The sequence below is a fragment of the Paenibacillus polymyxa genome (genome assembly GCF_015710975.1).
Lineage (GTDB): Bacteria > Bacillota > Bacilli > Paenibacillales > Paenibacillaceae > Paenibacillus > Paenibacillus polymyxa.
The window spans coordinates 75,249-88,632 of the sequence record NZ_CP049783.1; the positions used below are offsets into that span (position 1 = coordinate 75,249).

General features: G+C 34.1%; 21 protein-coding genes. All 21 read right to left on the bottom strand.

The genetic code is table 11. The features are described from left to right. Positions 1-25 precede the first annotated feature (25 nt). The gene (locus G7035_RS00365) at positions 26-754 is read right to left on the bottom strand and encodes a hypothetical protein (RefSeq protein ID WP_019686762.1); all 729 of its coding nucleotides are present in this window, start codon (positions 752-754) and stop codon (positions 26-28) included. Positions 755-758: 4 nt separating this feature from the next. Next, positions 759-1,067: a hypothetical protein gene (locus G7035_RS00370; RefSeq protein WP_019686761.1), complete on the bottom strand. Its 309-nt coding sequence runs from the start codon at positions 1,065-1,067 to the stop codon at positions 759-761. Between the two features lie 58 nt (positions 1,068-1,125). Continuing rightward, the gene (locus G7035_RS00375; RefSeq protein ID WP_019686760.1) at positions 1,126-1,611 is read right to left on the bottom strand and encodes a hypothetical protein; all 486 of its coding nucleotides are present in this window, start codon (positions 1,609-1,611) and stop codon (positions 1,126-1,128) included. 161 nt (positions 1,612-1,772) lie between these two features. Beyond that, on the bottom strand, positions 1,773-1,961 hold the full coding sequence (locus G7035_RS00380; RefSeq protein WP_019686759.1) for a hypothetical protein: 189 nt from the start codon (positions 1,959-1,961) through the stop codon (positions 1,773-1,775). Between the two features lie 12 nt (positions 1,962-1,973). Continuing rightward, on the bottom strand, positions 1,974-2,780 hold the full coding sequence (locus tag G7035_RS00385) for a hypothetical protein (protein ID WP_019686758.1): 807 nt from the start codon (positions 2,778-2,780) through the stop codon (positions 1,974-1,976). Between the two features lie 41 nt (positions 2,781-2,821). Further along, positions 2,822-3,007 carry a hypothetical protein gene (locus G7035_RS00390; protein WP_019686757.1) on the bottom strand — a complete coding sequence of 62 codons (186 nt, stop codon included), beginning with the start codon at positions 3,005-3,007 and terminating at the stop codon, positions 2,822-2,824. A gap of 2 nt (positions 3,008-3,009) precedes the next feature. Then, entirely contained in the window at positions 3,010-3,276 is a 267-nt protein-coding gene (locus G7035_RS00395; RefSeq protein ID WP_019686756.1) for a hypothetical protein, read from the bottom strand. A 19-nt stretch (positions 3,277-3,295) separates the two neighbouring features. Further along, on the bottom strand, positions 3,296-4,027 hold the full coding sequence (locus G7035_RS00400; RefSeq protein WP_019686755.1) for an adenine nucleotide alpha hydrolase family protein: 732 nt from the start codon (positions 4,025-4,027) through the stop codon (positions 3,296-3,298). Positions 4,028-4,103: 76 nt separating this feature from the next. Beyond that, positions 4,104-4,373, bottom strand: a complete 270-nt coding sequence (locus tag G7035_RS00405; RefSeq protein WP_019686754.1) for a hypothetical protein — start codon at positions 4,371-4,373, stop codon at positions 4,104-4,106. 58 nt (positions 4,374-4,431) lie between these two features. After that, entirely contained in the window at positions 4,432-4,614 is a 183-nt protein-coding gene (locus G7035_RS00410; RefSeq protein WP_019686753.1) for a hypothetical protein, read from the bottom strand. Positions 4,615-4,632: 18 nt separating this feature from the next. Then, positions 4,633-4,779 (bottom strand): hypothetical protein, encoded by a 147-nt coding sequence (locus G7035_RS00415; protein ID WP_019686752.1) that lies wholly within the window; start codon positions 4,777-4,779, stop codon positions 4,633-4,635. Between the two features lie 295 nt (positions 4,780-5,074). Then, positions 5,075-5,299, bottom strand: a complete 225-nt coding sequence (locus G7035_RS00420) for a hypothetical protein (RefSeq protein WP_019686750.1) — start codon at positions 5,297-5,299, stop codon at positions 5,075-5,077. A 53-nt stretch (positions 5,300-5,352) separates the two neighbouring features. Then, on the bottom strand, positions 5,353-5,871 hold the full coding sequence (locus G7035_RS00425; protein ID WP_019686749.1) for a hypothetical protein: 519 nt from the start codon (positions 5,869-5,871) through the stop codon (positions 5,353-5,355). A 25-nt stretch (positions 5,872-5,896) separates the two neighbouring features. After that, positions 5,897-6,346 (bottom strand): YkyB family protein, encoded by a 450-nt coding sequence (locus G7035_RS00430; protein WP_196478888.1) that lies wholly within the window; start codon positions 6,344-6,346, stop codon positions 5,897-5,899. A 74-nt stretch (positions 6,347-6,420) separates the two neighbouring features. After that, positions 6,421-6,648: a hypothetical protein gene (locus G7035_RS00435; RefSeq protein ID WP_019686747.1), complete on the bottom strand. Its 228-nt coding sequence runs from the start codon at positions 6,646-6,648 to the stop codon at positions 6,421-6,423. Between the two features lie 34 nt (positions 6,649-6,682). Beyond that, positions 6,683-7,063, bottom strand: a complete 381-nt coding sequence (locus G7035_RS00440; RefSeq protein ID WP_019686746.1) for a type II toxin-antitoxin system PemK/MazF family toxin — start codon at positions 7,061-7,063, stop codon at positions 6,683-6,685. A 197-nt stretch (positions 7,064-7,260) separates the two neighbouring features. Further along, positions 7,261-8,019: a GNAT family N-acetyltransferase gene (locus G7035_RS00445; RefSeq protein WP_019686745.1), complete on the bottom strand. Its 759-nt coding sequence runs from the start codon at positions 8,017-8,019 to the stop codon at positions 7,261-7,263. Between the two features lie 10 nt (positions 8,020-8,029). After that, positions 8,030-8,203: a hypothetical protein gene (locus G7035_RS00450; protein WP_019686744.1), complete on the bottom strand. Its 174-nt coding sequence runs from the start codon at positions 8,201-8,203 to the stop codon at positions 8,030-8,032. Positions 8,204-8,854: 651 nt separating this feature from the next. Beyond that, complete coding sequence (locus tag G7035_RS27120) at positions 8,855-8,968, bottom strand: putative holin-like toxin (protein ID WP_019686743.1); 114 nt, start codon at positions 8,966-8,968, stop codon at positions 8,855-8,857. A 148-nt stretch (positions 8,969-9,116) separates the two neighbouring features. Next, positions 9,117-9,848, bottom strand: coding sequence for a stalk domain-containing protein (locus tag G7035_RS00455; RefSeq protein WP_019686742.1), 732 nt, complete (start codon positions 9,846-9,848; stop codon positions 9,117-9,119). Positions 9,849-9,920: 72 nt separating this feature from the next. Further along, positions 9,921-13,367, bottom strand: a complete 3,447-nt coding sequence (locus G7035_RS00460) for a phage tail spike protein (RefSeq protein ID WP_019686741.1) — start codon at positions 13,365-13,367, stop codon at positions 9,921-9,923. Positions 13,368-13,384 lie beyond the last annotated feature (17 nt).

Sequence of the window (13,384 nt, forward strand, 5' to 3'; positions counted from 1 at the left end):
GGTAGGCACTGAAGTTTAATATGTTTTAATTGAATTCCATGGATTTTGCTACATTACTATCAAATTCAACATCTTGCGTTAGATTCAATACATAATTAGCTCTATGCCCTTTTAAGTAGTTACCATTACCCGGCTTAACAATAATTCTAATATTGAAATTATCTGATTCCAATTCATCACATTCATTAGTTCGTGTAGTTTCATTTAGCTGTTCATTTAAGAGCAATTTAAACATCTCAAATAGCTTGTCTTTTTCATTTCTATTCGGGACAATTACGATTGCGTTTTTCGGTTCAACGGCTTTTGAATTAGATTTAAACAATGAACCCTTCATAAACAAATCGCCATCGGGAGAGGTATACAAAGACTGCGAAGAGAAATTTCGATTTATGGATTTAACTCCAATATTCATCCATTCTACAAAAGCATCTAAATTGTTTCGTCCAGCAATTAATACCCCAAGTTTTTGTTGCTCTTCTTTTGTGAGATAATCCCATTCATCTGAGAGATATTCAATGATTTCTTTTGGTGAATAATTATATTCTGAAATACGATGCGACATCATATCCGAAAGTTTCTCAATTACATGTTCATTTTCCAGTCGTGCATAAAGATTATCCTGAAACTTTTGACAATTTTCTTCAACTGACTCTAGTGCTTTCCCCAGATCGTTTAGTGCATAACCTAAATAGTTTGATAGATTTATAAATCTATCGATTTCATATTGGATAGCTTCTTTGTTAGAATTACTCATTATATTATTCATCCTTTTTATTATGTATTTTTATTTTGGTGAAATTATCATTTAACATATCAAAGTATTCCTTACTGTAAATCTTCTTATTATTTGTTTCATACAACATTTTATCTCTGTATCTTCTCAAATTTCCGTCCGAACAAAGATACTTTGTGTATCCTCCACCAAAAGGAGACGGGACAAACACTCCTTCATTGGCTTTCCTCATAAGTTCGATTCCTTTATAAATTCCTTCTTGCACTCCTTGTGTGTAGGCTCTAGTTTCAATCTGTTTAATGCGCTTTCTAAACAATAGATTCAAAATGCTCATTTAATTCTTCCCTCCTTTTTTGCTGAATTTTTTAGGATAATCAGAGTAAACTCAAAAATCAGTCAGAACGTAACCCATTTCTTTTCACCTCCCTTCTCAATTTCTTTTCCAATTTAGTCAAGCGTTCTACTTTACGTCTATATTTGTCGTGATCCATAAAGCCGCCTACGATTCTGTCCTTATCCGACAACGCCAGATTATCAATATCAACATTTGCAGATACTAGAATTTCATTCGGTCTTTTAGATGGATCTGTTAAATTAAAATCTGATTCTTTGTAGATATACTTTTGGCGTTCAGACCTTTTGTATGGATTTATAGCACCACGTCCAAGAACAACACAAATATTATTTTTCAATCCTGCATCAATAAGTGTAGCAACCATTTTTTGAGTTTGATTGATACCACCTATATCTACTATATATGTCATGTCACTTTTCTTGGATTCCTCAATTGCATTCAATAAGAGCAATTCAGCCTGCTTGTTTATTTCTTCATACACCTTTAGTAAAAGGCTGTTACCAAAAACTAATTTATCTTTCAAACGACTAACTCCCTTTTTATTTATGTCATACAACGTGATACAAATACAGACGATTAAGTACGATGTATGCCACAAAATCAAATCAGTCTTTTACTTAAAACTAAAGGTCCCTAACTATCTATTTACAGTGTTGTTTGGTCGATTTTACAAGCGCTTGGGACCTAACCTTCGTCACTTTGACGATAGTTCAACAATCCTCTTTCAATCAATTCTTGATGATACGCAAGAAGCATTCTCCGCACATATAATTGGGTTGCGTTTGAAATGTGAGGTTCAAGGCTAAAACCAAGCTCTTCACTAGCTTCATTAATTACTTTTCTGCTTAAATGATTTAACTCAAATCGGTTCATTATGTATTCTCCTTACACGAGTTTAAGATTTGGTCTATTCAATTTCATGTCTGTGATATTCCCAAGCTCATCCACTGTACTTGTGAATGATGGCAGTGGTTGCCCTACAATATCCTGAACCATGTCAAAGATATCGAATCCACCTTGTTTCAACATCTCATAGCTTTCATGCATCAAAAACTTGCCTAGAGCACGGTCATTCAATAGAACGCTGTCTGTAGCAGCGAATTGTAAGAACGCATTCCCATCAATCATATCTGGCAAATCATTGATTGCTTCAATCGTTCCTTTATAATTTGCTCTACTCCCATCGTCTTTATCTTTATCCCGATTAAAGGAAAACAGCCCAAGGAACTCGTCTTTCGTCAGTGGATGAAGATCAAAAAAATAGCTGTATTCTTTTAGTTTTGGGTAGCTCACTTCAAACTTTTGTCTGATATTTGAATCAATATCGAGCATCATAGCCTTCTTATTTTCAAAGTCATTCTTAACCTGTTTCGTTACCCCATCTAAATTATCTCGCACACAGGTACAAATACGTTTAGCTTCATTTGAAGCCTTTTTAAAAATTCTTTCATATGTATGAATCTTATTAATCATAGTATTAAGATAAACGATTGCGCTTGTTGCTTTTATTTTTGGTATCGCTGGAGAATCATCAGCAAGAATTCCAGACAATTCTTTATATGTTTTGATTAGAGCTTGTTCAGCATAATCAAATTTTCCATCTCTATCTAGGTCTATAGATGCGCTTACCATTAGCATTACACAATAATCAAGTTCATCAAGTTGTTTTTTAATCTCAAAATTTTTATCCATTTAATTACTCCCTTTATGTATGTTTTGATAAAACTTATCTTTTACTTGACCTTACTTTTCAATCTCTTAAGTTCTTGTAATGCCCTATTAACTAGAACATCATCATCGTCAGGTTGAACAGGAATACTAAATCTAGGTTTACCGTGAATCAAGTTTTCAATGGCTCTTTCTACTTTCTCAATATCGACTGGCTCGTCACATTTACGTAAAAATTCTTCGTTTGTCATTCTTATTTTCCGTCCCATTCATATCTATTTAAAATTTTCTCTGTAGATTCAGGAACGTAAAATTGATTCAAAAATTCTTTTGTCGCTTCTTTTGAAGGTTGTTCTCCCCATTCAATCGTATCATCTAAATAATCATCAGGCGTTTTAATATATGATGCAGTTAAAATATGTGCGTGTGGTTCATTGATGCTTAGTGCTTCGAAACTCAATGAGGCTACATAAAGTGCATAATCCTTATTCATTTCATCTACTGTTAATGATTTATTCATTATTCCATCTCCATTATGATTATTTTAGTTTTGTCCATTTAATCGTCGGCAATTTTTTTACTCCAAAATATGATAATAGCCAAAATTTAAAATAAATTAACCCCTCAACGTTCTGTCTAAATACCTCTATCTTTTTCCTATCAATTAATTCGTATAAAACCACACTTTGATAATAATCGTTCTCATGTTTTGGGTCTTTGAGCATACCCTTCGAATACAAAGTATCTGTAGACACAGCATAAAATTTTCTTTTTTTGTATTCAAAGACGTTTGAGATATACCGCCCATCTAATACTGACAACATTTCAGTATTGTCTTTACCGAATGAAGTATCTTTATTTGCTAATCTGATCCACTCATTGAAAATATAAAAATTAGTGAATCCTGTAGCTATAGGAATACGTGCATCGTTTAAATTTTTAAAGATCCTGTCCTGTGCATCATAATGGACTATAGTCGTTGATAATCCTTTTACTAAATTTGTTAAATTCTTAGCACCGTAGATGTATTTATAATCGTATTTTTCACGTAGTTCAATCGCTTTTTTATATGTATCAACAACCACATTGTGTCCTTGTTGTCTAGCATATTCAGTCAGAGCAGTTAGTAACATATCTTCATCTTGGATTTCATTTGTTCTCAATAATTCATGACTTTGTTCTGCTTTGGCGAGTTGATTTTTTATTTCATCTACCGTTAAATTAGGACTACATAAATCATTTATGTGTGAACCTATACGTATTTTATACAATTTAACTCCTTGTTATATGTATTTGTTGAACAAGGAGTATGCAAAGAGCATACACCCTATCCTATTTAATTAATATCTAAAATATTAATTCCCAATTGTAGCGACTTAAAAATTCTTCAATCTGTTCTGATTTATAAAATCGACTTAGAAAATCTTTAGCTACTTCTCTAGAAGGAAGCTCTGCAAGTTCATTAGTGAGATCAATATATTCTTCTGGATCAACAATATATGATACAAAGTCGTCGCTAGTTACTTCAGGCTCAAGGGCTTCAATAGCGAGTTGTCCCACATATAGAGCATAATCAATCATTAGTTGGTCAGCGCTTTTAATGTTTTTGTTTGTCATAGTATTTAATTTTCTCCCTTTATATGTATCTATGTTTTTATCAGTTCATTATTTTCTCTTATTCAACATCCATCATATCTTCGTACAACTCTACGGTTCTTTCTCCTGACTCATATCGTTGAATCATAATATTCAGAAAGTGTAATCCAAAAATTCCTGTAGGGATTTCTTTATAAAGTTCTCGATAGTACTCTGCATGCTCAATGGCTTGATCCCACTGTTCTTGTGTAATAGTTGACATCTAAATATCTCCTTTTAGTTATTTGATTGAGTCAATTTCTACAATAAGATTTCCACTCTTGTTCCAATATTGAACAACTTCGCGTATTGGATCATTATCAGTGCCAGCTCCCTTGTTAGTCACAACTTTGATTACCTCTTCAATTCCACATTGCTTGATTGTCATCTTAAATCTCCCTTTATATGTATGTTTATTGTTCAATCCATTTAATTCTTTTACCTTTACAATTCAGTTGAGTGCGAATAGTTGTACTACAGTCTCTAAGGTTGTAAATGTTATGTGGGTTAATGTAAATCTCATTCAACTCTTCGTTCTCAACCTCGTAGATAGTAAGACTAAAGTCAGCGTCTGGACAGAAAATCTTGTAATTCTTAGCAACAGCTTCATAATATTTTCCCTCATGTTGAAACGATGTTTTGTATTGCTCCAACTCTTCACCTCCCTTCATGATATTGGACTGTCATTTTAATTTCGAGAGACGCTTATCAATTTCTTCTAGTATTGGATTGACACAGGTAGAAATGAAATAGCTTTTCCCTTCACCTTGGGGCAACATTGAAAGAGTATCTAATTGAATGCTTAATGTAATCAATAGGCTCTTGTTAGTGTGATCTTTTAAATCGTGATCTTCACCATACAAAGTATCTTCAATAGAATAGTCTTTTGGGATATAAAACTTGTACATTTTCATTCCTCCGTTAATATATTATTATTTTGTGTGTAAAATCCTTATTTTATCTATTCTTCTTTCCACTTGATTCGCTTGAATTTACACTTGACAATCAACTTTACTATTTCTGTTGCGTCTTTAAGATTAAAAACAGTATCGGGCAATGTTAGTATTTCCTCTTTATGTTCATTGTCAATCTCATAGATGATTAAATAGAATGCTCTATCTTCATCAATATTCCTACTAATAACAGATTCGTACCTTTTACCATCATAATCAATTATTGATCTGTACCTTTCTACATTAACCACATATCTTACTTCAGTGTCTTTCGGTATAACCCCATACTTTTCTTTTAATCTGTTGATAAATTTGATTTCTTCTTTTATTTCTTTCTTGGTGTGATTAGGATTCAATTCAATGTAACAAGATACATTTCGTTCATGTAGCCATCTAACAAACTGACAAAATGAGTTGATGTTATCCATTGGTTCATATCCATATTTATTTTTAAATAAATTTAACTCAAACTCACCAAAGTATTTATCTGTGACAACTACTGCAATAGCTTGATCAAAGATAAACATTTTGCCTTCATGACAATTTGCAGTACTAATTTTGCATGTCTCCTTCTTTTATGTAGCTCTCTATCAGATATTCAGCCTTCGAAACTCGCATTGGATTCTTGTAATTGTACTCACTATTGCATTTCAAATACTCACCAAGATAGGGTAAACTTTCATTTTGTGTTGCTGGTAAATGGAACTTGTAATCGCCAACCTTATAATATGTAAAATAAGTCTTATTTCCAAACAGGTCAGTTTTGCTATGTATCCCAACTACTTCTGCCAATCCGCTGTCTACTAGATTAGCAATCGCGCGTTCTTTCAAAGAATAATATTGTTGCTGTAGCTTCAATAGTTTGTGATTGGCACATTTACCGTTTGTCATTTTCTTGTTGTACCAAAGTAATCTATTCAATCTTCTAGCTGCTCGATTCAGAGTATACAATGCTTGCCCGACATCAACACCTTCGTTAATCATAGTTTGAATCTCAATCACCTCCTTTCTATATTTTCATTATATTTAGTTATTTATTGTTTGTCAACATTTAATTATTTTTGTGTTTTAACGAATTAAATATAGTATTTTTGCGGACATAGCAACATTGGGGTAATACTTTGTATGCCTGCTTCATTTACAACATAGAACTCTTCGCTATACATTTCAGTTTCTGGATAACTAAACAGCTCGTAAACTTTACCATATGTAATTTCCATCGGCACTTCGTGAATAGGTCGATCAAAAACTACATAATGAGCCGATTTGATATTGTCTACTTCGTTTAACGTTAGTTGTTGCATAATATCTTCCTCCAAATATATATTAATTCTATTATTAAATATCTGCTGTACTCATATGTAGGGCATCATTCATTACTGTTCTATATTTTGCTGGAGCTTCAAAAAACTTTACACTTAACTTATCTTTTAGAATTGTAATATGCTGCTCAAACTGAACCACACTATCCCTATCAATGCCACAATCTTCTTTTCTCATAAGAACATGAGTTGGTAGTTTTGCTTTTTGAATCTGAGCAGTTATTGGAACTACTACTACTACTGGAGAAAATCTGTTTCCTATATTATTACTAATCACCATTACTGGTCGAACTCCAGCTTGCACACTTCCTTCTGGTTTACCTAAGTCTGCCATCCATACATCAAATTTTTTGATTAACTTCGCATCCACCCTTTCGCGTTCCAATGTTGCATTCATTCCAATCACTCCCGACTAGTTTTTTTAATTTCATTATTTTTGTTTATCTGCTGTAATTACATTAAACCATATCGCATAATACATAACAAGAGAACAAGTGTTCTTTTTATAATTTATTTCATTATTTTTGTTTATTAGGATATAAAATGATAAAAAAAAGAGCCAACCCATAATTGGATTGACTCTCTGATTTGTTGTTATTTTAATAGATTTTCCATAGGGACACCCAATGCACTCGAAATAAGCTTAATTGTCTCTATATTAGGAGATGAACCGTACTCTAGTTCTTCGATATCTGATTCTTCTAATTTTGTTATATTTGCAACAGCTAAATGTGTTAAGTCTAATTCTTCCCAAGCCTTTACAAGTCTTGAAACCATCTTATTTAGGGTTTCTGAATCGTATTGTATTGGTTCATAAGCCGGCTCATCCATTTCACCAAGCTTGAATATCATATTTGCTAAACTACCGTTATTAGATAGCCATTTAAATCCTCTTTTATTGTAAAACTCCACGGTACTTTCTAAAGCTTCCACGTTCAAAAAGTTACATCCGCTCAACTCAGATATGTCGGCTGCAATCTTTATAGCTTCTAGAACCATATATTTTCCATAGCCCAGCTTACGATATTTTGTATCAACACCTAAATAATGAAGCTTTACTGAGGGAAATTGAGTTAGATCGCTATCTTTGGGAAGTGTCCATCCATACAAACTTTCTAATCTATCTCTCTGCTTTGGATTAATAGCAATTAAATCATTATGTAAAGTAAAGAACCCAACCAATTTATCATTGTCATCAAAATAGAGTCGGGTTCTAGCAGTTTGTAGTTCATGCAACAAAAGAGCTTTCTCTTTTAAAAAATTCTCTACAGACATTTCATCAGGAGTTTGTGCAAAACTAAGTCCCTCAATATCCTTTATATATTTCGAAGAGATATCATCGTATATTAACAAGAATCATGGCCTACTTTCTTTTAGCTGATCTCACATGATCTTTTAGTTCTTTTCGAACTCGGTTCATAATTTCATTGTCTGTTTTTTTTCTGCTTGTGGCATATTCAATAAAATTTTTATAGTCAGTTTCATTTTCGAAAAAAATCTGAGTTTGACGAATTGGTTTGATTTCAGTTGCTTGCATTTTTTTATCCTCCTTACCACTACACATTTTACGCACCTCCACACACAATACTTTTTTCTTAAAAGTATGTCACCGCAAAGTGTAACTTATACTGTGTGATTATGCTTTGTGTACCTTTGACTATATCTGTCGTATATTCATTATAGCACGTGTCACGTAACACGTACAATATGTCACGTGACACAAATGGAAAATAATTGTACGATTTTCGTCTGAAAATAGACGATTTATTGAGGGATATTTCAAGTTGAAATAAGGGTGAAAAATTGAACAACAAAAAACGCCCATTATGGACGTTTATTTATGTGAGTTGAGCATTGTTTTTTTATCTCCCTTTTGAGACTCCAATTAGAATAGATAAATCAAGTCGGTTTGTAGTTGAATTACTCCTTACTTGTTTACACATATTATCGATCACAAAATTCACATTGTTTTCTTTCCTATAAATGTTCAAAATTGTTGTTCATTTATCCGTCTTTTCCGCATTGTAAATGCTGATGAATTTATGCTAAAATAAAGCCAAGAAGCGTATACTAAAAAAGAGCAAGGATGGGTGAACATCCCTACTCTTTTGGTAACAACCGCCTTGAAGAGCGGTCAGCCGTGGTTTGGTTCAACGAAATAGACCGTTTACCTTTGCACAGGGGCGGTCTATTTTCGTTTGTTTTGGTTCAATGCAATAACAATCGTGACGATCAATCCGATCAACGCTACAATCAGCGTACCGAACATCATCATTAATGTCAGAGCATCTTTAACCTCCACAGGCATCACCTCCTTTGCAGGAGACTAGCCGACCGCCCATCTAAGCCATTCTGTTACCAAGGAATATTATAACATATTGATAGATAAGTGAACATTAAAAAGAGGAGTCGGAGTTTAAGTCCGCTTCCTCTCTACTACTGCTTAAGTATTACCACATGTATACTTCCAATAAAGATTTAGCTGTAGAATTCGCTTTGGCATAGTCAATTGGTAATTTACCTTCAGCGTTCTTGATTGTTGGTGTAGCCTTCAAGTCTTTAAGTTCACCCAAGAAAAAACCATTTTCATCTTTAACAGCTTCATGTAAAGGAGTATCCCCAAACGAACGATTCTTTACGTTCACATTCAAGCCATTCTTCTTGATCACAAGGTATGTTGCATAGTCATTCTTACGAATTACCCAATGAAGGATTGAGTCTCCATTTGCATCCTGACTGTTAATCGTTAACTCACCAGAAGCAATGGCTGCTGCAATCTTTTCACTGTCTAATTTATCTCCTTTTGCATACTGCTCCACGTTAAAAGTTTTACCTCCTTGCTTAACCGCTGTTGTTGCTGGCTCAGCTTTTGTAGTTTGTGTAGTTGTACTCGTAGAAGTTGAGGAAGGTGTGTTTGTTCCCCCCTCCACTAACTCAATTTTGCTGCTACTTGCTGATTTAACACTATAACCCATTGCTGAAGCCGTATCGCGTACAGGCAAGTAGCTGCGTCCATTGACTGAAATAGGCTGATCGTTCAGTTTAGCTTCTGTACCGTTCACAATTACTTTTGTATTCAACAATGTTGCTTTAACAAAGTTAGATGCTCCAACAGATACACTGGTTGTTACAAGTATTCCGACTCCAAGACCGAATAGGAATGTTGGAATTTTTCTTTTCATAGTATGTACCCCCATAAATTAGCTAGTCTTTACATTATTATCGGTCTTTGGAGTGGAAAATTTTAGATGCAATTACATGAAGTCATAGCGCTTTGCGTTAAAGACCATAGTTCCGTCCGCCTTGCATTCAATGTAGGCTAAACTATTTCCTAGCTTAGTGGCACCACCAGTAGATGAAAGTAAACTAATGTCTTTTGCTCTGATTATAACATCTTTATCCTGAGATGTTATAAACACACCTTCATCACCTAATTTTAATGATCTCTCTTTACCTGTATTGCTTGCCCCGTAGATGAAATCAAATGAGCCATTAGGCTTCTTAATCCAACCTATACCACTATTCTCAGTTGCTCCATCACCAAGCCCCATTTTACGATATGGAGTACTGGCATCCCCAGAACCTTCAAATCCATCTTCCATTTTAATTTTCTGGTTCTGGCTTGTATCGTACACATATACAGGCCAAGCCGTTGGATTAATAGTGTACTTACCAGATTGGGCAGATGTTTCCCAATACAACAATCTTCCATCAGGAAGTTTCTTCTGTTCTCCCTGTGTGACCTTACCCGTAATCCATCTAGCCTTATTACCTTCAATAGTTATGTAATTAGACCAATCAGTAATGGCAGCATTTGTCAAAGTCGACAACCTACCCGCTGTCAGATCCGTGATCACACCGCTATCGCCTGCAAAAATATTAGCCGCCATTAGCTGCGCGTCGACCATCCCAGCACCAATAATGTTATAATTATTGAGAAAAAGATCACCGTTTAACGAATTCATCAACTTTGTTCCATCTGGTTTGGTAATCTCTACATTTTTAAATCTAGCTGAACCATCCATTCTAATTACTGCATTTGCTGTATTTTCGTCTGCGCTCCCCAGTCTCAACCCGTTCTGGTCGATTACAACGATTCTATTTCCTGATCCAACTTGGAACTTACTATCGACAACAACTGAATCACTAATATCGGCTCCAACCATCCATACTTTACCGTAGTAATCTATGTGGAACGGAGATGAACTCCATTGACCACTCCCCATTGACAAGCCCTCTTTATCGACGCGGAAAACTCTTTCACCTTCGCCAGCTTGAAAGTTGCCCTTCATAAACAAATCGCCATCGGGAGAGGTATAGAGTGTCTTTTCAAAAGTGCCATTACGATTGCGCTCTAGCTTAAAACCATCTACATTATCGAAGGTGAATCTATTCAAAATCTTATCATTTCCACATACATTCGGTTCTTCGAATCTATTAATTTGCATACCAAATCTATCTGGATCGGTACTCAGCAATCCAATACGTTGAACTTCACGATGACAACGGTCAAAGATACTGAATTTTGGACCTCTTATATCTAAGAGTCCATCATTATCACCTAGATTCAAATTTACTCCAACTATAAGTTTGCCCCATACATTATCAGCTACTATATGCGTTGGGGTGATCGCTGTCTTAAAAGAAAGACCGCCATCGTCTGTCAGGGCTATTATCCCGTTAGACATTCGAACAAACTTCAAATTATCGTTCGTATCAGTTAAAGTAATTCCTTTTCTATCGATGGTAACTGTTTGATTGTTGGCTATGTTGATCTCATTGGTAATTTTATTTCTAAAGTTATCAATTTGTTTCGTTATGTCATTTGATTCAACAATAGCTTTATCATATCTGTACTTACTTGTGTCTACAGCTACAGATGTTCTATTTGCATTCTCAAGTACCTTTTTAAGATCGGTAAATTCATCGGCAACATTTTTCACATTGGCAACAACAAGATTAACATTTGAGCCTTCATAATCGTATTTAATCTCTGTGATTCTAGCAGTCAAGTTAAGTTCCATTGGTTCATACTTTACATTAACAAAGTCACCAAGATTTAATTTCTTCCAATCAAACTGAGCTTCTACAATTTCCATGAAATTTACAATGTCTAAGTCCATGCTTAGTTGAGGAACCTGTAATTCTTTAAACTTCTCTTGTGCTGCATTATATAAATCTTGCTCATCTATGTATTTACTATCTGAAAATTCTTTTTCTATAATATAATCCTTTAGTTCATACAACTGCTCATTTGTAAAATTGACACTTTCACTTGTTTCGTGTTGAAGTGTACTAATTCTATTTTTCACATCTGTAATTTTATCTTCTATAGATTGTATTTCTTCTTTTTTTATTCTAATCTGGTTCTCTTTATTGTCGTAATTGTACTTGTCTATAATTTTGTCGGCATTCCCTGAAGCTTCAAGTTCTTCAACAGAAATGAATGCTACTTGCATAAATACTTGAGTAGAACCACCGGATACATTCACCGTAGTATTGCTCTTATCTCTAAACTTATCTAATAAGACCCATTTGCCTGACTGAATAACTTTGTTTGAACCGTCAACACTCACACTCACACCGTTTGCATTATCAACCTTAATCATAACGGCATAACCTAGTCTGTTGTTTAACTCAAATGTTCGTGAGCTATTGCCACTATGTTGATACTTTTCAAAAAACATTTTACCATCAAACTGTTGAGTAACTTGTAGTTCACCCAAAACGGAATTGTCATTCAACAACTTATTCAATTCTACATTAAGTTGATTTAACTGTTTTTCGTAACCTTGTCTTTCTTTTAGATAGCTGTCATACAAACCCTTTTTGGACTTCAACAAATCTGCATAATCAAGCAGAGCATGACAAAGCGAATCAGACATAAAGTAACTAGACTGAATAACATTTCTGTTTTTGTCTCGGTTAAAAGGATAAATCCAATAGGTGAAATCTTCGATATAGTTTTGCCCTGTTGGATTCACATTTTGAATCCCCATATCATCTTGACCATATGCATATAATCGTGTGATAATTCCCTCTACGTTAGATATAACATTCATTGTTTTTAAATATTTATTCCAACTAAAGGTCAAGCCTAGATTGTTACCGAATAGTTCCGGCTTAATTAAATCGACTAGCCGTTTATCTGTATCGAATCTTACAATTGCATTATATGTATCTGCTACAGTGTATATTGCGTCTAAAACATTTGTACTGTCGAAGGAAAATGTTCTATAAGTTAATTGAAAATCAGCATCAATTGTACCTATCTCCCATTTAGTATCAGCCAACAAATCATCCATAACTCGTTTAGCATGATACGCTTCTTTATTATAACCACGGATTTTTTTATCTTTTAGCTCGAAAGTCAAAGAGTCGGCACGTACAGTTCTAGCATCACGTTCCTCAGTAGAATCATCGATAATATTATTAATCATAAACCATTCAGTTTTATGACCTTCGATAACTTTGATTAAATACTTTTCACGTAAGAGTTCAATATTCTTATTTTTCACTAAACGATGATTGATATCGATATGGAAAGGAAGGGATAATTCAATTGAAGATACTTGGTTTATCTTTGTTTCTTTACTGTCATTATAAGCTTCACTTAATTTACTTATAATTGTTCTATCTCGCTTACACAGAAAATATTGTGGTTGTATTGGTTTTAAGCTAAAATCTATTTCACCTATCAATATATTAATCTCCTTAA